Source organism: Microbacterium paraoxydans, assembly GCF_018224615.1.
Taxonomy (GTDB): Bacteria; Actinomycetota; Actinomycetes; order Actinomycetales; family Microbacteriaceae; genus Microbacterium; species Microbacterium paraoxydans_B.
Window position 1 is genome coordinate 142,210 of record NZ_JAGTUK010000001.1, and the last position, 21,952, is coordinate 164,161.

A 21,952-nucleotide genomic window follows, 5' to 3' on the forward strand; every position below is an offset into this window, starting at 1 on the left:
GGTCGCCCGTTCCGCCGCCGAGCGGGTCAGGTGCGGTCGGCGAATGACTCGATCAGCCGCGCGGCCGGCTCGGAGTCGCTGATCAGCGTGCCGTGCCCGTGGTCGGGGATCACGGCGAGCTCGGCGCCGGGGATCGCATCGATGATGTCCTGGCACCAGCTCATCGGGGCCAGCGGGTCGTCCTCCCCGCGCAGCACGAGCACGGGGCACTCGATGCGGCGGAACGCCTTCTCCGGCTGGTGCACGATGGTCGCGCGCATCTTGCGGATCAGGTGCGGACCGCCACGGAGGTACTCGCGGGCACCGCGCCAGATCACGAGCGGCCGTTCGCCGACGAGGTCTTGCAGGAGGTAGCGCGCCTGAGCCCCGATGTTCCGCTCGGCCTTGTCGACCGTGGGTCCGGCGAGCACCACGCCCGCGACGAGCGACGGGTGCCGCGCGGCGAGCTCGGCCGCGATCTGACTGCCCATCGAGTGACCGATCACCACGACGGGCTCGGCGTCGACGTGGCGCAGGTACGCGGCGACGAGGTCGGCGTGGCGCTGCATCGTGAGGGTGCGGGCGGGCTCCGGCGCTTCGCCGAAGCCGGGGAGGTCGAGTGCGATGACGCGACCGTGCAGCCGCTGCACGAGGTCGAGGTACACGCTGCGGCCCATCCCGATGCCGTGCAGCAGCAGGTAGGTGTGCGGTCCGTCGCCGAAGCTCTCCGCGATGAGGGTCGCGCCGCCGTGCTCGAACTCCAGGAGCGTCGCGGTCGTCCCCTTGGGGGCAAGGTAACTGGAGGGCACCGGTCCACGCTAGCCGAGGAAGCTCGGAGGCAGCTCAGCCCGCGGGCGTCAGCACCAGGGTGTCGCGCGCGGCGGCGTCGACCGCCTTCGGCGTGAACGCCCAGGGGCGCTGCACTCCGGAGGACCAGTCCTCGGTCTGGTCGACGTAGTGCTCGTGGTACGCGTGACCCGAGGCCCCGGTGAGGTGGATCCACGTGGAGGCGTCGAAGTCGTCCAGGTCGACCACCATCCGCATGGAGGGCACGGTCGTGGTCGCGTAGGACGCGCCGATGGTCCACCCGGTCGCGTCGACCACCGAGGCCCCGCCGCCCACCGGGTAGGGCCCTCGGTTGAACAGCGCCTCGATCGGGGCGATGCCGGACGACCCGAACGTGTCGCTGCGGAGCGTGATGGCGTGCAGGGCACCCCAGTTCCAGCGCGTCACATCCGTGCCCTGCAGGGCGGCGAGCTCGTCGTACGCCTCCTCGGCCGAGCGGGCCAGCATCGGCGCCATGCCGTCGACCTCGATCCGGTCGTTGCGCCACAGCGGGTCGGACGGGTCTTCGAGCAGGTCGGCGACCACGGTGAACAGGCGCCCCTGACCGTCGGTGGGGAGGGGCACCTCGCGCTCGGCGAAGAGGTTCTGCACAAGGTTCGACCACAGCACGTTCGCGTAGGCGGCCGCTGCGGAGCCCTTGTCGTTCTGCGCGTCCCAGGTGCGGAGCAGCTCCACCGCCTGCTGCGGCCCCGCGCCCTCCACGTCGACGTCGCTCATCGCGCTCACCAGCTGCTTGCCGATCCACATCTCGCCGTCCATCTGGATGTCGCGCATGTCCTGCGCGGTCAGCGGCCCGGCGGCGGCGCGGCGCTCGATCAGGTGGGCGATGCGCGCGGCACGGTAGCCCTGGTCCCAGTCGCGCGACAGGAAGTAGTCGTAGTCGTCGGTCACGATCGCGTTGTTGGCGGTCACGATGTAGCCGGAGGCGGGGTTGTACGCCACGGGCAGCTCCTCGAACGGGATGTAGCCCGTCCAGTCGTAGCTGCTGTCCCACCCGGGCTGCGGCATCCATCCGTCCCCGGCACCGCGCACGGGAAGCCGCCCCGGTGTCTGGTAGCCGATGTTGCCGTCCACGTCGGCGTAGATCAGGTTCTGCGCCGGCACGTCGAACAGGGCGGCGGCGGCGCGGAAGTCGTCGAAGTCCTGCGCGGTGGAGAGCGCGAAGATCGCGGTCGCGGTGGTGCCGGGGTCGAGCGCCGTCCAGCGCAGGCTCACGGCGTACTCCGCAGCGTCGGACCCCGGGGCGGTCGGGGCGGTGCCCTCGGCTCGGAGCGCGGCGGAGGGGTCGTCGGCGATCGCGGTGAAGTCGTCGGTGAGTCCGGAGATGATGGGGCCGTGCACGGTGGAGCGGATCGTGAGCTCGATGTCGTCGCCGCCCGCGACCGCGATGGTCTCGGTGCGCTCCTCCAGCGGCACGAGGGCGCCGTCGCGCCAGTACGCGTCACCCTCGATGCGCTCGACGTACAGGTCGGTCACGTCGGTGGTGAGGTTGGTGAAGCCCCACGCGACGCGCTGGTTGTGGCCGATCACGATGCCGGGGAGCCCGGAGAACGAGAAGCCGCCCACGTCGAACGGGCAGTCTTCGCCGACCGTGGAGCACCGCAGCTGCACCTGATACCAGACCGAGGGGAGGGACGCCCCCAGGTGCGGGTCGTTCGCGAGCAGCGGCATGCCCGACGCGGTCAGCTCGCCCGACACCACCCAGGAGTTGGAGCCGATGCCCTCGCCCGCGTCGCCCACCAGCACGCTCGCGGCCTCGATCACGTTCGCCGTCTCCTGCCACTCGATCGTGGTCACGGCCTGCTGCACCTCGCCGTCCGGCGCCGGCAGGGTGAAGGCGGCGGCGTCGGCCGTGGTGTCGATCGGGTCGACGGTGGAGATCTGCGGCACGATCACCGGGTTCCGGTCGAACGGGTACGCGGGGTACAGCTTCGCGAGCAGGGCCCGCGTGTCCTCCGGGTCGTCGCCATCGGCGAGGTCGGCCGCGAGCAGCGCGCGCTCGGTCTCGTCCTCGACGTTGGTGCGGAGGTCCCACGCCATGGCCTTGAGCCACGCGACCGAGTCGGCCGGCTCCCACGGCTCCGGCTCGTAGTCGGGGTTCTGCAGTCCCAGCACGGCGTACTCGAGCGACAGCTCCGCGCCCGACCGCGACGCCAGGTACGCGTTGACTCCGGCGGCGTAGGCCTCGTAGTACCCGCGGGTGCGCTCGTCCATCGCCTCGACCTCGGCCTCGGCGGTCGTGCGCCAGCCGAGGGTGCGCAGGAACGCGTCGGTGCCCGCCTGGGACTCTCCGAACAGCTCGGCCACACGGCCCGCGGTGACGTGGCGGCGGAAGTCCATCTCGAAGAAGCGGTCCTGCGCGTGCACGAAGCCCTGCGCGAAGAACAGGTCCTCCGAGGAGTCGGCGGTGATGGTCGGCACCCCGCTCGCATCGCGCTGCACCGTCGCGTCGGCGGCGAGGCCCTTCAGCTGCACGGTGCCCGACGTCTGCGGGAACGAGCGCTGGATCGTCCAGGTCACGAAGAACGCCGCGGCCACCGCGATCACCACGAGTGCGGCGACGACGAGGAACGCGATGCGTCCGATGCGGACGCCCAGCGACGGGCGGGAGGGGGCGGGGGACACCGGCGAAACGGTCATCATCGTCGAGAACTCTTTCGGGTCGGGCTGGGACTCAGTCCCACCGAGCCCCGGTGCGCGTGTCAGGGTCGCGCTCTCGCATCCTAGCCGCACGGGCGCTCGCCGCGGCACCTCCCCGCGGCGAGCGACCGCGTCAGCCGATCAGGCTGGGCTGCAGGTCGCGCAGCGTGCGCCGGTGCGTCATGCGCGTCACCCCGATCGCCGCGAGCACCAGCGCGCCCGCGAGCCACAGCCCCAGCACGGCCAGGTCCCACCCGGCCCTGGCGTAGTCGCCGCCGTACATCAGCTGCCGCATCGCATCCACCACGTAGCCGAGCGGCAGCACGTGGTGCAGCGCCGCGAGCGGGGCGGGCAGCGTCTGCCACGGGAACGTGCCGCCCGCGGTCACGAGCTGCAGCACCATGAGCACGAGGCCCAGGAACTGCCCGACCGAGCCCAGCCACACGTTGAGCGCCAGGATGATCGCCGCGAACGTGGCCGACGCGAACATCATCACCCCGAGCGTGCCCAGCGGGTGGTCGAACGTGAAGCCGAGCGTGAGCGCCAGGATGCCCATGAGCCCGAGCATCTGCACGGCGCCGAGCATCGCGGGCGTGAGCCACCCGGCCAGCGTGATGCGCACGGGGGAGTGCAGCGCCGTGACCGCGCGCCGCGAGATCGGCTTCACGATGAGGAACAGCGCGTAGATGCCGATCCAGGCCGACAGTGCCGCGAAGAAGGGGGCGAGCCCGGCGCCGTAGTCCTCGGCGGAGGCCACCTTGTCGCTCGACACCTTCACGGGGTCGGCGATCGTGTCGGCCTGCAGGCTGCGCAGTTCGGGCGTGGACTCCGGGATCTGCTGCACGCCGTCGGCCAGGCCGTCGCGCAGCTCGACCGTGCCGGCGGAGAGCGTGGCGAGACCGTCGCGCAACTGGGCGGCGCCGGTGTTGGCGGAGGCTGCACCGTTCGCCACCGTCCCGGCGCCGCTCGCGAGGTCGTTCGCGCCGGACGCGAGGGCGGCGGCACCCGCGGCGAGCTGGTCGACCTTGCCGACCGCGGCCTGCACCTGCGCGTTGCCCTCCTCCAGACGGGCCCCCAGCGGGTCGAGCCGCGCCAGCACCTGGTCGATCTCCTCGGGCGTGAGGCCCTGGTCGGCCAGGGCCGTGGCGATGTCGGAGCGCACCTGCGGCAGGGCGGCGGTGGCCTCCTGCACGGCGGCGCCCGCCCGGTCGGCCACGTCGGCGAGCTGACGGTTGCCCGCGCTCACCTGCTGTGCGCCGCTCGCGAGGGTCTGCGCCCCGGCCGCGAGCTGGGCGGTGCCGTCGGCGAGCTGGGCGGTGCCGTCGGCCAGCGCGGAGCTCCCGGACGCGGCGGTGCCGGCGCCGTCGGCCAGCTGGCTCGCGCCGTCGGTGGCCGAGACGAGGCTGTCGCGGATGTCGCTGAGCCCGGTGAGCAGTCGCTCGGCCGCCTCGCTGCCGACCATCTCGGCGACCGAACTGCGGATCTTCTCGACCGCCTGCGTGCCCATCGAGGAGGCCAGGTAGTTGTTGGCGTCGTTGGTCTCCAGTTCGATCCGCGCCTGGTGCGGGTCGGTGCCGGCGGCCGAGGTGAGGGCGGCGGAGAAGTCGGACGGGATCGTGACGGTGAAGTCGACCGTGCCGTGGCGCAGGGCGTCGGCGGCCTCGTCGGCGGTCATGCGCTGCCAGTCGAACGCGTTGCCGTCGATGAGGTTCTCGGCGACGTCTTCGCCGTAGTTCACGGTCTCGCCGGTCGCGGGTTCCGTGCCGGTCGTGGGGGCGGGGGCTCCTTCGTCGTCGACCACGAGGGCCACCGGCACCTCGGGGAACTTGGCGTAGGGGTCCTGGTTGGCCCACAGGTAGAGGCCGCCGTAGAGGATCGGCACGCAGACGAGGGCGACCAGGGCGAGGATGCCCATGCGGCTGGCGGTGAGACGCCGCAGCTCGGCGGCGATCATGGACGGGACCTTCATCGCGCGTCTCCTCTCTCCTCGGGGGCGGGTTCGGATTCGGGGGCGGGTTCAGGCTCTGGTTCGGGTTCCGGTTCGGCCTCGGGTTCGGGTTCGGGCTCGGGCTCGGGCTCCGCGTCGGGTTCGGCCTCGGCCTCGGCCTCGGGCTCGGGTTCGGCTTCGGGTTCGGGTTCGGGTTCGGGTTCGGGCAGGATCAGCGGCTCGACGGGCCCGGAGGCGTTGACGGCGTCGAACTCGTGCATGCGCTCGAGGGCCACGGCGGCCGAGCCCCCGACGATCACGAGCATCGCGTAGCCGCGGTCGGCGAACTCGCCCGCGATGCGCCACCAGCCGTCCGGGCTTCCGCCGTGACGGTCGGGTGCGACGAGCACGATGCCCTCCACGCCGCGACGCAGCACCGCCAGCTCGCACAGCAGTCGCACGCGCGCGGCGGGGTCGATGTTGCCGATCGGCACGGAGGCCAGCTCCTCGAACCCCAGCCGTCCGAGCCAGCGTCGTGCGTGCAGCGGGGTGGCGCCCAGTCCGGCGAACATCAGCTCCTCGCCCACGACCCCCGCGAGGGTGATGTCGGGGTGCGGGTCGCTCACGTCGGGGGCGTCGACCAGCGCGACGCGACGCCGCAGGTCCTTGGCGTCGCTCGCGCCGTCGATGCTCACGCGTCCGGTGTCGGGGCGCATGCGTCCGCTGGCGATCAGGCCGAGCACGGTGGGCCGCTGCTCGGTCTCCGCCAGGGCGTAGCGCACCGCACCGGTGTGGAACTCCAGGCTCGTGAGAGGGAGCGCCTGGCCGTTGCGGCCCTTGCTCACCTCGTGCAGGGCGATTCTCATGCGCGGGCCTCCTGCCCGGTCGTGGCGATCTCGGGATGCGCGTCGAGCAGTTCGTCGGCCTCGCGCCAGGAGAGCCCGGCGATGCTCAGCACGGCCCGCACGGCGAGGTCGCCGGTGGACGCGTCGGACGCGTCGGTGCGCGAGACGACGGTGCGGGCGGTCTCCTCGATGAGCCGGGCGAGGGCGGGGCCGGACAGGTCGGTGCGGAAGCTGCCGTCTTCCTGCCCGCACCGCACCAGGTCGGCCAGAGCGTGACGGAGGGGGGACAGGGCCTCGGCGGTGTGGGCCACGTGCGTCTCGTCGAGGGCCAGCGCAGCGGCGACCTGCACGTGCGCGGCCTCCTGCCACAGCAGCGAGGTGAGGCGGGCGAGAGCCAGACGCGGTTCCGCATCGGTGACGGAGGCCGCGATGGCGTTGAAGCGCTGCGCTCCGGCGGAGACGAGCTCGCGGATGAGGGCCTCGCGGTCGTCGAAGTGGCCGTAGAGCGTGCGGCGCGACAGGCCGGCGCTGCGGGCGATGGCGTCGATCGAGGCGTGCGGGTCGACGGCGAGGGCGGCGCGGGCGGCGGAGAGGATTCCGGCGCGGTTCTCCACGGCGTCGCGGCGAGGGGCACGAGAGGTCATGACTCCATGATACTTATCGTGCACAGCAGTGTGCAAGATAGTTGGGCGACTTCTCAGCCTGCCGCGACGGGTCCGCCGGCATCTCGGCGCTTCCCATTTCGGCTGTGTTATGTTACGCGTTGCGCTACGGCGCGGTAGCGGCCGATCGGCTCGGAACTCTCTCCGATGCGGCGGTCGCGAAGCGGCGGGGGGAACCGCCACGACGGAGGAGAGGGTGCACTGTGCCGGGAATGGACAGTCCGCTGGAACGGCGGACCATGAGCGACGACATCTACAACCGGTTGCGCGATGCGATCGTGTCGGGCGAACTGCGACCGGGGGAGCGGCTGCGCGACTACGAACTCGCCGAGACGCTCGGCACGTCCAAGACGCCCGTCCGGCACGCGCTCGATCGCCTCGCCGAGCACGGGCTCGTCGAGATGCAGCGCAACCGCTTCACGCGGGTGGCCCCGATCGACCTGGACGACGTGCGCGACGCCGTCGCCCTGTTCGGCGACGTCTGGATCGGCTCCGTGCGGCACGCCACCCCGCTCATGCGCGATGACGACGTGACCTACCTGTCGGAGCTCATCGAAGACATGCAGTCCGCGATCGCCGCGTCCGACGTCGCCGCGTTCAGCGCCGCGCTGCGCACCATCGCCGTCGCCTACGCGCGCATCGAGGGCAACACCACGCGATCCACCGTGATCGAGTTCCTCGGCCCGCAGATCCGCCGGTTCAGCGCGCAGGCGCGGGGCGACTTCGACTTCACGGCGCTCGCGGCTTCCACGCGCGAAATCCAGACCGCCATGACGCAGCGGGACGCGGTCGGCCAGCGCGCGGCCCTGATCGCGCTGTTCGACCGCGTGCTTCCCGCGGTCATCGACCGGGCCGAAGAGCGGGGTCGCCGCGTCGGCGCGGAACAGCTCGACGCCTGACACGACGAAGGGACGCCCGCACCCGCGGGCGTCCCTTTCGTCGTGACCGGGTCAGTCGGTGCCGGAGTCGAACGCCGCGCCCTCGGACACGGTGTCCACCGCATCGGCCAGGTTCTCGTCGGTCTCGGACACCGAGCCCTCGACGGCGCCCGTGATCTCCGCCGCCTCGCCCGCGGTCACGCGACCGACCAGCTCGCCGGTCGCCCCGCCCACGAGGCCGAGGCCCGCGTACTGCTCCAGGCGCGCGCGCGAGTCGGCGATGTCGAGGTTGCGCATCGTGAGCTGACCGATGCGGTCGACCGGACCGAACGCGGCGTCGCCGACCCGCTCCATCGACAGCTTCTCCGGGCCGTACGACAGGTTCGGCGACACGGTGTCGAGGATGGTCCAGTCGTCGCCGCGGCGCAGACGGATCGTCACGGTGCCGGAGATCGTGGAACCCACCCAGCGCTGGATCGACTCGCGCAGCATGAGCGACTGCGGCTCCAGCCAGCGGCCCTCGTACATCAGGCGGCCCAGGCGGCGACCCTGCTCGTGGTAGGTCGCGAGGGTGTCCTCGTTGAGGATGCCGTTGACCAGCCGCTCGTAGGCGATGAACAGCAGCGCCATGGCCGGGGCCTCATAGATGCCGCGCGACTTCGCCTCGATGATGCGGTTCTCGATCTGGTCGCTCATGCCGAGACCGTGGCGGCCGCCGATCGCGTTCGCCTCCTGCACCAGCGCGACCGGGTCGGTGAACTCGACCCCGTTGATCGCGACGGGCCGACCGCCCTCGAACGTGACCGACACGTCTTCCGACTCGATCGCGACCGACGGGTCCCAGAACTTCACGCCCATGATCGGGTCGACCGTCTCGAGCGACACGTCCAGGTGCTCCAGCGTCTTCGCCTCGTGCGTCGCGCCCCAGATGTTCGCGTCGGTCGAGTACGCCTTCTCCGCCGAGTCGCGGTACGGGAAGTCGTGGGCCACGAGCCAGTCGCTCATCTCCTTGCGGCCGCCGAGCTCCGTCACGAAGTCGGCGTCGAGCCACGGCTTGTAGATGCGCAGGCGCGGGTTGGCCAGCAGCCCGTAGCGGTAGAACCGCTCGATGTCGTTGCCCTTGTAGGTGGAGCCGTCGCCCCAGATGTCCACGCCGTCCTCGCGCATGGCACGCACCAGCAGCGTGCCCGTGACCGCGCGCCCGAGCGGAGTGGTGTTGAAGTAGGTCTTGCCGCCGGAGCGGATGTGGAACGCGCCGCACGACAGGGCGACGAAGCCCTCCTCGACCAGCGCGGTCTTGCAGTCGATCAGCCGCGAAGCCTCCGCGCCGTACTCCAGCGCGCGGCCGGGGATCGACGCGATGTCGTCCTCGTCGTACTGCCCCAGATCGCCCGTGTAGGTGTACGGCACGGCGCCCTTGTCGCGCATCCACGCGACGGCGACGGAGGTGTCGAGTCCTCCGGAGAAGGCGATGCCGACGCGCTCGCCGACGGGCAGGGACTGGAGGACCTTGGACATGCCCTCCAGTCTATCGGCGGGCGGCGTGTCGCCTTTCCCTGCGTCGGATCGGGCGCCCGTCGATCCGGAGGCCGGCGTCGGTGCCCGCGGAGGACGCGGGTCGGCAGGCGACATCGCGGACGCGTGCGCGCCGATGCCCGAACCCGTCGCGGCCGTGGGAGAGTGCTGTCGGAGGTGCGCATGGGCGAAGCGGTGCTGTGGGGTGCGGTGGCCGCCGCGCCCCTGTTCGTCGGAGCCGTGCTGGCCCTGCTGCGCACCTGGCCCCCGCGCTGGCTCGGCATCGTGCTGGGGTTCGGCGCCGGTGCCCTCATGGCCTCCATCGCGTTCGAGCTGTGGGAGGAGGGCCTCGACCGCGGGGGACCCGTGCCACTCGTGGCCGGGGTCGCGCTCGGGGCGCTCAGCTACTACATCGCCGCGCGCATCCTCGACGCCAGGGCCGCCCGCACCAAGGGTGAGGCCGGTGGCGGACAACTCGCGGTCGGGGCCCTGCTCGACGGCATCCCCGAGCAGCTCGTGCTCGGCATCGGCCTGGCGTCCGGCGAACCCGTGAGCATCGCGCTGGTCGTCGCGATCCTGGTGTCGAACCTGCCCGAATCGATCGGCTCCGCGGCCGACCTGCTGCACGGCGGCATGACCAAGGGGCGGGTACTGCTGCTGTGGGCCGGGGTTGCCGTGCTGTGCGCTGCCGCGACGGTCGCGGGCTTCGCCCTGGCCAGCGTGACCGGCGACGTGTTCCGTTCCGGTGCGAGCGGCTTCGCGGCCGGCGCGCTGCTGGTGATGCTGGTCGACTCGATGGTGCCCGAGGCGCAGTCGAAGGCGAAGGAATCGACCGGGCTGGCGACAGTCCTCGGCTTCGCGCTCGCCGCCGGCCTCGCGTTCGCCTCCTGAGCGCGGGCTCAGATCTTCGGGGTGCGGGTGTCCCGCTGCACGCTGCGCCCCGTCATGGTCTCGATGTGCAGCAGCAGCGCGAGGTCGCGGTCCTCACCCGCCCACGGGTGCACGCGCGCCTCGATGCCCGCCGACTGCTCCTCCGGCGCGCGGGTCAGGGTGCCGTGCATCAGCACGCTCCACGCGGTCGCGCCCAGCGGGTCGTGGTAGTCGACCTCGAACGCGACCGCGGCCGGCACCGTGGTGAGCGCGGCGAGCAGCCCCTCCGGCGAGGTGCGCAGCAGGATGTCGCGGCCGGACAGCGCATAGTTCACCGGGTGGATGTGCACCCTGCCGTCGTGGACGAAGCCGATACGGCCCACCGTGGTCGTGGTCAGCAGCTCGTAGGACTCATCGGGCTCGAGCTCTCGGATCATGCGCGTGCTCCCTCCGTGTGGCGCCAGTGTAGCCACCGCCCCCGGCCTGTTCGAGGGGCCCTCACCCGAGCGGGATGGGCGGCCGCGACCCCGCCGCACGGCGGAGCGATCGGCGCGCTCCGGCCGCACGTGGCGGGTTACCGTGGGGGACGGCCCGCCCGATCCTGGGGGCATGCCACCGCGTCGGTGGCGAGGACAAAGGAGTTCTGATGACCGACACGCTCGCCCGCCCGCCGTTCGACCCGGAGCTGGAGGCCGCCCTCGCGCTCGTCGGCGACCAGTTGCCGTCCACGCTCACCGTCGACATGATCCCGCTGCTGCGGCAGAGCCCCGTCAGCGGCGAGGACGAGATCTTCGCCGTGCTCGCGGAACGCGGCTTCACGTGGCGCGACGTCACCATCACCGGGCACGACGGCGGAGACATCGTGGTGTCCGTGATCGAGAAAGAGGGACGCACGGGCACCGGGCCCGGCTTCTTCCACACCCACGGCGGCGGCATGATCATCGGCAACCGCTGGCTGGGGGTCGTCGGCTTCCTCGACTGGGCGGAGCGGTTCAACGGCGTGATCGTCACGGTGGAATACCGGCTGGCGCCCGAGTTCCCCGACCCGTACCCGGTGGAGGACTGCTACGCGGCGCTGCAGTGGACCGCGGAGCACGCGGCGGAGCTGGGCATCGACACCGCGCGGCTGCTGATCGGCGGGGGCAGCGCCGGCGGGGGCCTCGCGGCCGGGACCGCGCTGCTCGCCCGCGACCGGAGGGGTCCGGAGCTGGTCGGACAGCTGCTGATCTACCCCATGCTCGACGACCGCGACGACACCGTCTCCACGCGGCAGATCGACGGCATCGGCGTGTGGGACCGCGGCTCGAACGTGACCGGATGGACGGCGCTGCTCGGCGACCGGAAGGGCACCGACGACGTCTCGATCTACGCCGCCCCCGCGCGCGCGACCGACCTCAGCGGGCTGCCGCCGGCGTTCATCGACTGCGGCAGCGCCGAGGTGTTCCGCGACGAGGACGTCGCCTATGCCACCAAGCTGTGGGAGGCGGGCGTGCAGGCCGAGCTGCACGTGTGGGCCGGCGGCTTCCACGGCTTCGACATGTTCGCACCCCACGCGGCGGTCGCCCAGGCCATGCTCGCGGCACGCGACAACTGGGTGAACCGCCTGCTCGCGTGACCTCGGCCCCGCCCCGCCGTCCCCGACCGGGCGGCGGGGCGGCCAGTAGGGTGGAATCCCCGTGCGATGGAGCCCGACATGCAAGATCTGCTGGGGCGGATCACCGCCCTCGATTCCGATGCCAGCGAGACTCTGAAGGTCGTCACCTACTTCGACGCCCTCGTGGCCCGCTCGGTGGGCGTGGAGAGCGTGCTGCGCGGGGCGGCCGTGCTCAGCGGGGCCACAGTCGGCCAGCGCGACGGCGCCCAGACCGTGCGCGTCCGGGCCGACGGCGTGCGCATCGACCCCGCCGCGATGTCTCCGGCCTGGCAAACGCGCGAGAGCGGACCCGATGCCGTGGTGTGGATCGAGCGGGACGGCCCACCGCAGACGAACGACGCCATGATCCTGGAACGGCTCAGCCTCGCGCTCGGCATCATCCGCGCCCGTCGCACCGTGGGCCAGGAGAGCGCGGTGGAGCTCGCGATCAGCTCCTACGCGGGGCCGGACGAGCGCGCGGCGGCCCTGCCCCGGCTGCGCCTCGCCCCCGGGGCCCTGCGCGTGGTGGCATCGCCGCCCGACCCGGCACCCCTGCCGGCGTACCCCTCGGCCGTGGTCGCCACGCGTCACGGCCTCACACGCGCCACGATCCTCGACGCCGACCGCGACCCGGCCACGGCATGGGGCGACGCGACGGCGCTGCGCCTCGGCGTCGGCACGGCCGTGCACGGCGACGGGCTCCCGGAGTCATGGGCGGCCGCGCTCGTGGCCGTGCGGCTCACGACCGACGAGCGGCGCGTGGTCGCCGCGGACGAGCTGGGGGCGCTGCTGCTCCTGGCCCAGGCCGCGGAGGGGAGCCCGCCGCATCCCGACGCGGTGACGCTCGGCCGCATCGACCCGCGCCACCGTGAGCTGCTCGACGCGGTCGTGGACGCGCAGAGCGTGCGCGCCGCAGCCGTGCGCCTGGGGCGCCACCACTCGAGCGTGCAGGAGAGACTGGCGGCGCTGATCGACACGCTGGGCTACGACCCGCGCACCTCGCTCGGCCATGCCCGGTTCGTGGCCGCGCGGATGCTGCTCGCGCTCACCACGTGAGACTCACTCGAAGCCCGGGTAGTCCGCGAGCCGATCCTGGAACTCCGCCCGGTCGGCCTCGCTCAGCACGGCGCTGGCGATGACCACGAGCTGCAGCCCCTCCAGGGGTTCCCCGGTGCGCGCGCTCTGCGCTTCCCGCGACGTGAGGAAACTGCCGTCGACGTCGTTGGAGAGGTCGTAGATGTTGGCGTAGAACCGCAGCGGATCGGGGTAGTTCTCCGTGTAGTACTCCCACGTGGTCTGCGTGCGCGGATCGTCGCTGCCATACAGCTTCGCGATCATCGACGGGTCGATGCTGGAGGTGGCCGGATCGTTGAACGCGAACAGGTCCCACAGCCCGTGGTCGAGCACCACCTCGTTCACCGCCCGCATCACGGCGAGCTTGCGGTCGTAGCCCTGCACCGGCTCGTTCGTGGCCCACGCCGACGTGGTGAACTCGTACAGCATCGACTCGCCGCCGTAGCCGTTGCGCTCCGGGCGGAGGTCTTCCGCGCCGACCTGCGTCCAGGAGTAGCCGAACTCGTCCGTGAGCCGCTGCCGCACGTCGGCGAACAGGGTCTCGGCGGCGGCGCGCACCTCCTCCAGCGACTGCTGCGACAGCGCCTGCTGCGGATCGGTGCCCTTGATGCCCGGGTAGGCCTCGGCGTGCCGCTGCTCCGCGGTCTTCACGCCCTCGTAGTTGCCCGAGGCGGAGGTGCGCAGGGCGCTCAGCGCCCCGACGGTCCCCACGTTCAGCAGCACCGTGACCACGAGAGCGATCGAGGCCAGCCGCCGGGCACCGGGAGAGAACAGCGCCGCGATCACCGCACCCGCCACGAGCAGCTGCAGCGTGAGGAACGTGACGCCGTAGAGCAGGTCGGTGCCGCCGGCCGCGAGCACCCCGAGCAGGGTGAGGGAGAAGAGGATCGCCGTGACCAGCACGATCCAGCCGAACGCGGAGCTCGGTGTGCGCTCCTTCTCGGACGGCGCGACCGGGGGCGGCGGCGGGGGCGTGAGGTCGGGCTGCCGGCGCTTGGCACCCGCGTAGCCTCCGGGCGGAGGAACGGGCGGCGCTCCGTCGGCCGCCCCCACGTAGCGCGCCCGCTGACGCTCGTTGTCGTTCACCATGGCTTGTCCGCGTCCGAGCTGCCCGGATCCCCGCCCTGCTGCTGGTCGCGCTCCTGCGTGCCCTGGTTGAGCTTCTCCTGAAGGTCCTGCAACTTGTCCTCCGAGGGTTGCGGCTCCTGCTGCTGCGGCTGCTCCCCCTCCTCGCCCTGCGACTGCTCCTGCTGCTCCTGCTGCTTCTGCTTGAGCCGGTCCTCCGCGCCGTCCAGCGTGTCGGACATGTCGCGCTGCGGGTCGGGCGACTGCTGCTGCGCCTCCTCGCTGCGGCACTCCTCCGGCGTCTCCACCGTGAGGGTCAGCGCCTCGCCGTAGAGCTCCGCGGCCGCGGCGCCGTCGCCGTCCGCCCTGGCCGCATCGCCCATCCGCTCCACCACGATCGCGAGGTTGATCCGCACCGCGCACACCTCCAGCCCGGAGGCGAGGTCGAGCGCCCGCTCCAGTTCGGACCTGGCCGCGGGCAGCTCCTCCGCGCCGGCGAGGGCCGTGCCGACGTTGTACGGCGCCTTGTACGGCTCGAACCAGTTCAGGAACTCCTGCCCGCGCGCTGCGGACTCCGCACCGGCGAAGTCGTCCACCACGTACGACGTGATCGCCTGGTGCGCGAACGCGTACATGCTCAGGATCTTCCCGACGAACAGCAGCGCCGCGAGGGTGAGCGGCAGCGTGCCGATGGCCACCCAGCGGCGGAGGCGACGGCGGCGCCGGTGCGACCGGAGCACCGCGGCGGCCGTGTCGTCGTGCCCGCTCATGCGCCACCTCCGTCGATGCTCGGTGCCGCGTCGCGCGCGGCGTCGCGGCGGGAGGGCGCCAGTCCGCGCAGCCGCGCGATCAGCGTGGTCGCCCGCAGCAGCTCGATCCCGAGGAGCGCGAGCAGCACGAGCGCCGCGATCCAGTACAGCTCGGTCACCGAGCCCACCTCGCCCGACTCGGCATAGTTCGTGGTGGTCGACGGGGCCTCCGGCAGCACGGGCTCGGTGTCGGCCGTGCGGTGCTGATACTCCACGCCGAGTTGCTGCGCCATGGCCTTCAGGTTGTTCTCGTCGATCACCGACAGCGCGTCCGTGCCCTGGTACTGGATGTACTCGCCCTCGCCGCCGCTCACCCCGCCGCTGGTCACGCGCATCGGACCGCCCTCCGCGGTGCCGTAGCCGAACACCGCACCGCCGTCGACGTAGCGGGCGCTCTCGCTGAAGGGCTCCGGCGGGGTGCCGGTCGTCTGCTCGCCGTCGCCGAACGTGAACACCATGCGCGACCGGTCGGGCGACGCCTCCGCGGCGGACCGCAGCGTGTCGCGCAGGAGGTTGGCCGCGACGCCGATCGAACTGCCGCGCGACCGGCTGGTGACCTCCGGGCGCAGCACGTCGAGCGAGCCGACCAGCGCCGTGGTGTCGGTGGTCAGCGGCATCCGCAGCTGGGCGGACGCGTCGGAGGTGATCAGCGCGAACCGTGCGCCGGGGTACTCCGCCACGAGCTCGCGCACGTCGGCGCGCACGCCGTCGAGCCGCGGAGACCCCTCGTCCCAGTCCTCCGCGACGATGCTGGCGGTGGTGTCGACCACGAGCACGATGTCGGTGTCGGTCGCGAGGGTCTGCGTCGCGCCGCCGGGGATGCCGGGGCGCAGCAGCATCGCGAAGCACGCCAGCACCATCAGTAGTCGCAGCGCCCACAGGGAGCGATGCGCGGCGATGGCACGGCGGTCGGTCACGCGCTCGCCGCCGACCCGGGGCGCGCGCACGAGCATCCAGACGGCGGCGGCGGCCACGGCACCGCACAGCAGCACCACGAGGATCAGGGGGAGGACGGGCTGGAAGATCACAGGCGCACCCTCCAGACCAGCAGCACGAAGCCGAGCGCCACGACCGACAGCACCGCGATCGCCAGGTTCGGGGCGTCGGTCCACACCACCTGGGCCTCCCCGCGCAGCGCCGTCGCGTCCTGCTCCCGCACCTGCTCCACGATGTCCGACACCGTGGTGGTGTCGCGCAACCCGAAGGCCGCACCTCCGGTGGCCTCGGCCGCGGCGGTCAGTTCCGCGCTCACCGCGGCATCCTTGCCCTCCACCGGGTTGATCGCGAACACGCGCACGCCCTTCGACGCCGCGTACGCCGACGCCTCCGGCAGCGTCACGATCGAGGCGCCGTTCACCTCGTTGTCCGTCGCGAAGATCACCGACCGCGACCGGTCGTCGTTCGGATGGTCGAAGCCCATGGTGCAGGCGGCCAGGCCGTCGCCGATGAGCGAGGCGCCGTCGCCGTTGAGCGTCCCGACCCAGTGCTCGGGGATCCGGTCGACGTAGTCGAAGCTCGACATCATGCTCTTCAGGTGCTCGCGGATGAAGTCGTAGTCGTCCGTCAGGGGGAAGATCTGCACGGGCGAGCTGTTGAAGATCGTCAGGCCGATGCGCTCGCCCTCGAAGCCGTCCAGCAGCTCCTCGAACACCGACAGCACCTCGACGTCGACCTCGCTCATCGAGCCGGACACGTCGAGGCACAGCATGATGTCGCGGCTGCTGTCGACCGGCTGGATGGTCTGCGCCGCCATCGGTCGCGCGGCCACCACCCCTGCCGCCAGTGCGGCGACTGCGCCGAGCGCGATCACTCCGGACAGCGCGAGCACCCGCCGCGACAGCGCCTGACGGAACGACGGCAGGGTGCGCAGCCGCTCGGCCCGCGCCACCCGCGCGGCATCGCCGACCGCGCGACCCCCGCGTCGCCGCAGTCCGAGCAGGAGCCCGGCCGCGACCGCCGCGATCACGACGCCCACGGCGAGGATCAGCACCCACAGGTTCGCTAGTGCCATGCGCGCACCACCGTCCTGGCGGCCGCGGCGCCTGCCACGGGGTCGATCGCGGGACCCTGCCGGAAGATGCTCGGATAGTAGTGCCGGCCCATCGCGTCGATCAGGGCGGGGTGCACGCCGCGCGCGACCAGGTCGTCGAGCGCGAGCACGGGCGCCTCCAGGCCGCTGTACTCGTTCACGAACGCGCGCACCACGCGGCTGAGCTCGAGGTTGGCCTGCCGTGCCGACAGCCGACGTCCGAGGTAGTCGTTCTCGACGGCCTGGATGCGGTCGAGGTACTCGGTGCGCAGCAGCGACAGCACGTCGAGCGTCGAGGGCGAGGTGACGGCGGCCGCGGCCGGAGTGCGCGGCGGGCGCGTGAGCACGATCAGCAGCCACGCGGCGAGCACGAGCAGCGCCAGGATGCCGAGTGCGAGCAGCATCCAGCCCCAGCCGTACTGTGCCGGCGGGTAGAGCTCGTCAGAGCCGGGCATTGGTCCTCCGGTTCAGCAGCCGCAGCAGCTGCGGTACGGCGTCGTCCTGCCCGTCGAGGGCCGCATGGCTGATCTCCATGCGGGTGAGGAGGTCGGCCAGCTGGGCGGCGTCGGCGTCGCGCTGCGCCGTGAGCTCCTGCACGATGCCGCGGTCGCCCTGCACGAAGTCGGGCACCTGCCACCGGCTGTCCACGTCCATGCGCAGCCGCCCGGTGCGGTGGTCGAGCACGGGATCGGCGTCGCGCAGCGTGAGCCACAGCACGTCGTGCTGCACGCGCAACCGCCGCAGCAGCCGCTCGGTCTCGGGCGTGACCGGGGCTTCGTCGGTGAGCACGACCACGATCATGCGGCGCGCGATCGTGCGGGTCACGAACGACAGCAGTGCGTCGCGGTCGCTCGGGGCGGCGGCGTCGTCCACGGCACGGTCGAGCGTGCGGAGCGCGTGCTCGAGGGCGCCCTCGCTGCGGCCGGGGGCCAGGCGGCGCACGCGGGACGCATCGCCGTAGACCACCGTGAAGTCGTCGCCGTGCCGCAGCGTGAGCACACCCAGGGCGCCCGTGGCGAGGATCGCGAGCTCCTTCTTGGAGCGCTCGTCTGCGGCGAGGGCGGCCATCGAGCGGCCCGTGTCCACCACGAACATCACGGTGTGCATGCGGGTGGCCCGCGACCGCTTCACGAGGGGCGTGCCGAGGCGCGCGGTGGCCCGCCAGTCGATGTCGCGCACCTGATCCCCGTACTCGTACTTGCGCAGGTCCTCGAAGTCGAGGCTGCGCCCGTGCAGCAGTGACGCATACGCGCCGTCGAGCGCGTGCAGCGACTTGCGCGACGAGTGGATGAAGAGCTTGCTCTTCACCTGGGTGATCAGGCTGGCCATGGGCGTGGGGTCAGGGCGTGGGGACGGAGGCGAAGATCTGGTCGATGATCTCCTCGCTGCGGATGCCCTCGGCGTCGGCCTCGAACGTGAGCAGCACGCGGTGGCGCAGCACGAGGTGGCGCAGCGCGCGGATGTCTTCCGGGAGCACGTGCGACCGGCCGTTGAGCAGGGCGAGCGCGCGCGAGGCCTGCAGGAACGCGATGCTCGCGCGGGGGCTCGCACCGTACTTGATGAAGCGGGCGCGCTCCTCGCCGATGTACGGTGCCGGGTTCCGCGTGACGTAGGCGATCGAGACGATGTAGTTGCGGATCGCGGGGTCGACGTAGATGCGGCTCGCCACGTCTTGCAGCAGGTGCACGTCGTCGAGCGTGACCGCGCTGCTGACGTGGCGGTCGGGGTCGAGCACGCCGGAGTCGATGCGGCTGAGGATCTCGAACTCGTCGGCCGGGCTCGGGTACTCGACGATCTCCTTCAGCAGGAACCGGTCCATCTGGGCCTCGGGGAGCTCGTACGTGCCCTCCTGCTCGATCGGGTTCTGCGTCGCGATCACCAGGAACGGCTTGGGCAGCGGGTGGATCTCCCCGCCGATCGTGGTCTGGTGCTCCTGCATGGCCTCGAGCATCGCGCTCTGGGTCTTGGCGCTGGAGCGGTTGATCTCGTCGAGCAGCACGAAGTTGGCGTGCACGGGGCCGAGCACGGTGCGGAACGTGCCGGTGGCGGCGTCGTAGATCTGGTTGCCGGTGATGTCGCTCGGCAGCAGGTCGGGGGTGCACTGGATGCGCTTGAACTGCGCCTTCACGGTGTCGGCGAGGGTGCTGGCCGCGGTGGTCTTCGCGAGACCCGGCACGCTCTCCAGCAGGATGTGGCCGCCGGCGATGAGCGACACGAGCAGGCTCGTGCGCAGGCGCTCCTGGCCGACCATCTTCGCCGAGTACGCATCCGAGATGGTCTTCAGCACGGCAGTGGCGCGCGCCATCTCCGCTTCGCTCGGCGCAGGCTTCTCGGCGGTGCCGCGCGTGGGGGCCGCGGCGGCGGTGGGGGCCGAGGCGGGGGCTGCGGGTGCGGGCGGGGGCGGGGGTGCGGAGATCGTCGGCGGAGTCTGCGCGTCGGGCTCGGTCATCGTTCGGTTCGTCTCCCTCGTTCACACGCGGGACCCCGATGTGCCCCTCCGCCGACCAGCGTAATCGTCTGCCGCGACGGCGAGCCGGACCCCCGCTCGCGCGTCGTCGGCCCCCGCGCGGGTGCACTCCGGAATATTCCAGGTCAGCCGCTTATTTCCTTGCTTATCCTGGCTCTTCGTGACCTCCAACACCCCTCCCCTCCGGCGAAGCTCCGTGTGGCTCGTCATCGCCTGCGTCATCCTGCTCGCCGAGATCGTCGCCCTCCCCCTCGCTCTGCAGCACCGCTCCTCGAGGCCATCGGCGTCGTGCGCGGCGACCACGCAGCTGACCGTCGTGGCACCTGCCGAGCTCACCGACTTCCTCGCCTCGGTCCCCGCGCCCGAGTGCATCGAGGTGACCCTTCGGGAGGCCGAGGGCTATGAGGGCGCCGACCGCCTCGCCGCGGGCGACGCCGACGTGTGGATCGCCGACTCGACCTACACCGTCGCGGTGGCCGACCCCGCGCTGGTCGATCGCTCGGTCGCCGTCGTCCGCCGCGGCGTGGGGCTCGCGGCGTCGGAGCGGACACGCACCCGGCTCGCCGCCGTGCCCAGCTGGGCGCTCGCGCTCCACACCGACGACACCTCGGCCCACGCGGCGAGAGAGGGCCAGGGCGGTGAGTCGTCGGCCGCGGTGATGAGCGCGGCCGGCCCGATCCTCGCCGCGGCCAGGGAGGCGACCGGTGACCAGTACCTCGGCCTCGGGCTCGCGGCAGCCAGCATCCGCGACTTCACCGCCGCGAAGCCGGGCCGGGGACCGGTGGCCGACGGCGCGCTGCGCATCGGTCTGCTCGACCGGCTCCCCGCCGGGGAGGCGCTCCCCACCGCCGAGGGCATCCCCACGGTCGACGTCCCCGCCGTCCTGCCCGTCGAGTCGACGTCGCGCACGGCCGCGGCGAAGCGGTTCATCCGGGCGCTCGGCGCCGCGAAACACGAGCGGACACAGCATCACTTCCTGGCCCCCACCGCGACCAGCGTGACGATCGACGGCACCGAACTGCCCCTGATCCCCGCCGATCAGGGGCCCGACCTGAACCTGCGGCACGCGCTTGCCGACCCCTCCGTGTTCACCGGCAACATCCTCACCCTCACCGACGTGTCGGGGTCGATGGGGCAGCTCGCCCCGGGACAGACCGTGACCGGTATCGACGGTGTCCGTCAGGCGGCCAGCCTCTTCGCCGGCTCGATGCCCGGCCACCTGACGGTCGGCGCCTGGGCCTTCGCCTACCGGCTGGACCCTCCGCGCGACTACGTGGTGTCGACGGCGCCGGGCCGTCTGTCCGAGGTCAGGGACTCCCTGCTCCTCGGTGCCCGGAACCTCGAGGCGCAACCCGTGGGCACGGCGCTCTACAGCACGTTCGACGCCGCGTACCGCGCGATGCTGGCGAACTACCAGCAGGGCACGATCAATGCGATCGCCGTGTTCACCGACGGCCGCGACGAGGACGACCCCGATTCCCTCGACCTGCCCGGGCTCCTCGCCGACCTGCGGGCCGTGCAGGATCCGGCGCGCCCGATCGTCCCCCTGTTCTTCGCGTTCGGAGACGCCGACATCGACGCGATGCACCGGATCGCGGATCCGCTGGGCGGCCAGGTGCTGAGCTTTTCCTCGCCGGCGCAGATCGGCGGCGCGATGATCGCCGCGATCGCCGCGACCGCGCACACGGACCCCACGGCCGGATGAGCGCAGCGCCTCGTCGGCGACCGCGGTTCGGCGTCAGCGGGAGCGCGGTCGCAACCGCGTGATGAGCACGCCGAGCAGGCACAGCGCCCCGCCGACGAACATGAGCGGTGTGGGCACCTCGCCGAGGATCATCCACGACATCAGGATCGCGAGCGCCGGGACGACGTACGTGGTGGCGGAGGTCTTGCCCGCGGTGCTGCGCTGGAGCACGTAGGCCCAGGTGGTGAACGCGATCGCGGTGGGGAACACGCCCAGGTACACCACCCACAGGGTCGCGTCGAGCGGAGCGGACTGCACATCGGCGACGAGCTGCCCGGTCCAGGGCAGCAGCGCGACCGTGCCGGCGGCGGCACCGAGCCACGTGAGCGTGGTCGAGTCGGCTCCCCCGCTCAGCAGGTGCTTCTGCAGCAGCGTGCACCCCGCGTACATCACCGCGGCGAGCAGGGCCAGCAGCAGCCCGGTCACGTCGGGACCGTGACTGCCGGTGGAGTTCATGCCGATGAGCACGACCCCGAGGAACGCGATGGGCGCGCCGATCACGAGCGGGCGGGGGAAGCCCTCGCGCAGGAACAGCCCGCTGAACACGACCACCATGAGCGGCGCCAGGTTGACCACCATCGCGGCGGTGCCCGCGTCGAGCGTGCGCTCGGCACTGTTCAGCGCGAGGTTGTACACGCAGAACCAGCCGACGCCCCACAGCGCGATCAGCAGCCATTGCCGGCGGCCGGGCAGGCGGATGCCGTGGCGCAGCGCGATGACGGTGAGGGCGAGCGTGCCGACGGCCATGCGCAGCAGGGCGAGCGCCCCGGGATCGTAGTGCGGGCCCGCGCCGCGGATGCCGATGAACGCCGACGCCCACAGCACCACCGTCACGATCGCGGCGAGGAGCACGAGCACGCCCTGGCGGCGGCCGGACGTCTGCTCGTCGGCGGCGGGCTCTCGCGTAGGGGTGTGTCGCACCGTCCGATCCTGCCAGCGACCACCGACACCGGCGATCCTCCCGAGCGA

At 72.2% G+C, this 21,952-nt stretch carries 20 protein-coding genes; 5 read left to right on the forward strand and 15 right to left on the reverse strand.

From position 1 onward, the window contains the following. Positions 1-26: 26 nt before the first annotated feature. The 5 genes from KE274_RS00690 to KE274_RS00710 all read right to left on the reverse strand — a co-directional run bounded on the left by KE274_RS00690 (position 27) and on the right by KE274_RS00710 (position 6,881). Positions 27-788, reverse strand: a complete 762-nt coding sequence (locus KE274_RS00690) for an alpha/beta fold hydrolase (protein WP_211539896.1) — start codon at positions 786-788, stop codon at positions 27-29. A gap of 34 nt (positions 789-822) precedes the next feature. After that, positions 823-3,465 (reverse strand): penicillin acylase family protein, encoded by a 2,643-nt coding sequence (locus KE274_RS00695; RefSeq protein ID WP_439957709.1) that lies wholly within the window; start codon positions 3,463-3,465, stop codon positions 823-825. 133 nt (positions 3,466-3,598) lie between these two features. Then, a complete protein-coding gene (locus KE274_RS00700) occupies positions 3,599-5,434 on the reverse strand; it encodes a YhgE/Pip family protein (RefSeq protein ID WP_211539907.1) in 1,836 nt (611 codons plus the stop codon). Continuing rightward, on the reverse strand, positions 5,431-6,258 hold the full coding sequence (locus KE274_RS00705; protein WP_211539909.1) for a hypothetical protein: 828 nt from the start codon (positions 6,256-6,258) through the stop codon (positions 5,431-5,433). The genes KE274_RS00700 and KE274_RS00705 overlap by 4 nt, the downstream gene beginning before the upstream one ends. Continuing rightward, a complete protein-coding gene (locus KE274_RS00710) occupies positions 6,255-6,881 on the reverse strand; it encodes a TetR/AcrR family transcriptional regulator (RefSeq protein WP_211539911.1) in 627 nt (208 codons plus the stop codon). The genes KE274_RS00705 and KE274_RS00710 overlap by 4 nt, the downstream gene beginning before the upstream one ends. 230 nt (positions 6,882-7,111) lie before the next feature. Between KE274_RS00710 and KE274_RS00715 the strand changes: the two genes are divergently transcribed. Next, positions 7,112-7,798, forward strand: coding sequence for a GntR family transcriptional regulator (locus tag KE274_RS00715; protein ID WP_249185795.1), 687 nt, complete (start codon positions 7,112-7,114; stop codon positions 7,796-7,798). 51 nt (positions 7,799-7,849) lie between these two features. On the opposite strand, the gene argG is transcribed toward KE274_RS00715, so the two are convergent. Then, positions 7,850-9,295 (reverse strand): argininosuccinate synthase, encoded by a 1,446-nt coding sequence (gene argG, locus KE274_RS00720; protein WP_211539913.1) that lies wholly within the window; start codon positions 9,293-9,295, stop codon positions 7,850-7,852. Between the two features lie 180 nt (positions 9,296-9,475). Between argG and KE274_RS00725 the strand changes: the two genes are divergently transcribed. Continuing rightward, positions 9,476-10,183 (forward strand): ZIP family metal transporter, encoded by a 708-nt coding sequence (locus KE274_RS00725; RefSeq protein ID WP_211539921.1) that lies wholly within the window; start codon positions 9,476-9,478, stop codon positions 10,181-10,183. A gap of 8 nt (positions 10,184-10,191) precedes the next feature. On the opposite strand, the gene KE274_RS00730 is transcribed toward KE274_RS00725, so the two are convergent. Beyond that, entirely contained in the window at positions 10,192-10,599 is a 408-nt protein-coding gene (locus KE274_RS00730) for a pyridoxamine 5'-phosphate oxidase family protein (RefSeq protein WP_211539923.1), read from the reverse strand. 209 nt (positions 10,600-10,808) lie between these two features. On the opposite strand from KE274_RS00730, the gene KE274_RS00735 reads away from it, so the two are divergent. Both KE274_RS00735 and KE274_RS00740 read left to right on the forward strand, forming a co-directional pair. Continuing rightward, entirely contained in the window at positions 10,809-11,777 is a 969-nt protein-coding gene (locus tag KE274_RS00735; protein ID WP_211539925.1) for an alpha/beta hydrolase, read from the forward strand. A gap of 78 nt (positions 11,778-11,855) precedes the next feature. Next, positions 11,856-12,851 (forward strand): hypothetical protein, encoded by a 996-nt coding sequence (locus KE274_RS00740; RefSeq protein ID WP_249185797.1) that lies wholly within the window; start codon positions 11,856-11,858, stop codon positions 12,849-12,851. Positions 12,852-12,854: 3 nt separating this feature from the next. Here KE274_RS00740 and KE274_RS00745 read toward each other — a convergent pair whose 3' ends face one another. The 7 genes from KE274_RS00745 to KE274_RS00775 are packed head-to-tail and all read right to left on the reverse strand — an operon-like array spanning position 12,855 to position 19,077. Continuing rightward, positions 12,855-13,958, reverse strand: a complete 1,104-nt coding sequence (locus KE274_RS00745; protein WP_211539935.1) for a hypothetical protein — start codon at positions 13,956-13,958, stop codon at positions 12,855-12,857. After that, positions 13,952-14,704 (reverse strand): hypothetical protein, encoded by a 753-nt coding sequence (locus KE274_RS00750; protein ID WP_211539937.1) that lies wholly within the window; start codon positions 14,702-14,704, stop codon positions 13,952-13,954. Before KE274_RS00750 ends, KE274_RS00745 begins: the two co-directional genes overlap by 7 nt. Continuing rightward, the gene (locus tag KE274_RS00755) at positions 14,701-15,771 is read right to left on the reverse strand and encodes a VWA domain-containing protein (protein WP_211539943.1); all 1,071 of its coding nucleotides are present in this window, start codon (positions 15,769-15,771) and stop codon (positions 14,701-14,703) included. Before KE274_RS00755 ends, KE274_RS00750 begins: the two co-directional genes overlap by 4 nt. After that, on the reverse strand, positions 15,768-16,754 hold the full coding sequence (locus KE274_RS00760) for a VWA domain-containing protein (RefSeq protein WP_249185799.1): 987 nt from the start codon (positions 16,752-16,754) through the stop codon (positions 15,768-15,770). The genes KE274_RS00755 and KE274_RS00760 overlap by 4 nt, the downstream gene beginning before the upstream one ends. Then, positions 16,745-17,227, reverse strand: coding sequence for a hypothetical protein (locus KE274_RS00765; protein ID WP_211539945.1), 483 nt, complete (start codon positions 17,225-17,227; stop codon positions 16,745-16,747). The genes KE274_RS00760 and KE274_RS00765 overlap by 10 nt, the downstream gene beginning before the upstream one ends. Continuing rightward, the gene (locus KE274_RS00770; RefSeq protein ID WP_211539947.1) at positions 17,214-18,101 is read right to left on the reverse strand and encodes a DUF58 domain-containing protein; all 888 of its coding nucleotides are present in this window, start codon (positions 18,099-18,101) and stop codon (positions 17,214-17,216) included. Before KE274_RS00770 ends, KE274_RS00765 begins: the two co-directional genes overlap by 14 nt. 10 nt (positions 18,102-18,111) lie before the next feature. Further along, positions 18,112-19,077, reverse strand: a complete 966-nt coding sequence (locus KE274_RS00775) for an AAA family ATPase (RefSeq protein WP_439957710.1) — start codon at positions 19,075-19,077, stop codon at positions 18,112-18,114. A 322-nt stretch (positions 19,078-19,399) separates the two neighbouring features. Here KE274_RS00775 and KE274_RS00780 point away from each other — a divergent pair, with 322 nt between their 5' ends. After that, entirely contained in the window at positions 19,400-20,944 is a 1,545-nt protein-coding gene (locus KE274_RS00780) for a hypothetical protein (protein ID WP_211539951.1), read from the forward strand. Positions 20,945-20,977: 33 nt separating this feature from the next. Here KE274_RS00780 and KE274_RS00785 read toward each other — a convergent pair whose 3' ends face one another. Next, positions 20,978-21,904: a DMT family transporter gene (locus KE274_RS00785; protein ID WP_307872110.1), complete on the reverse strand. Its 927-nt coding sequence runs from the start codon at positions 21,902-21,904 to the stop codon at positions 20,978-20,980. Positions 21,905-21,952: the final 48 nt, after the last annotated feature.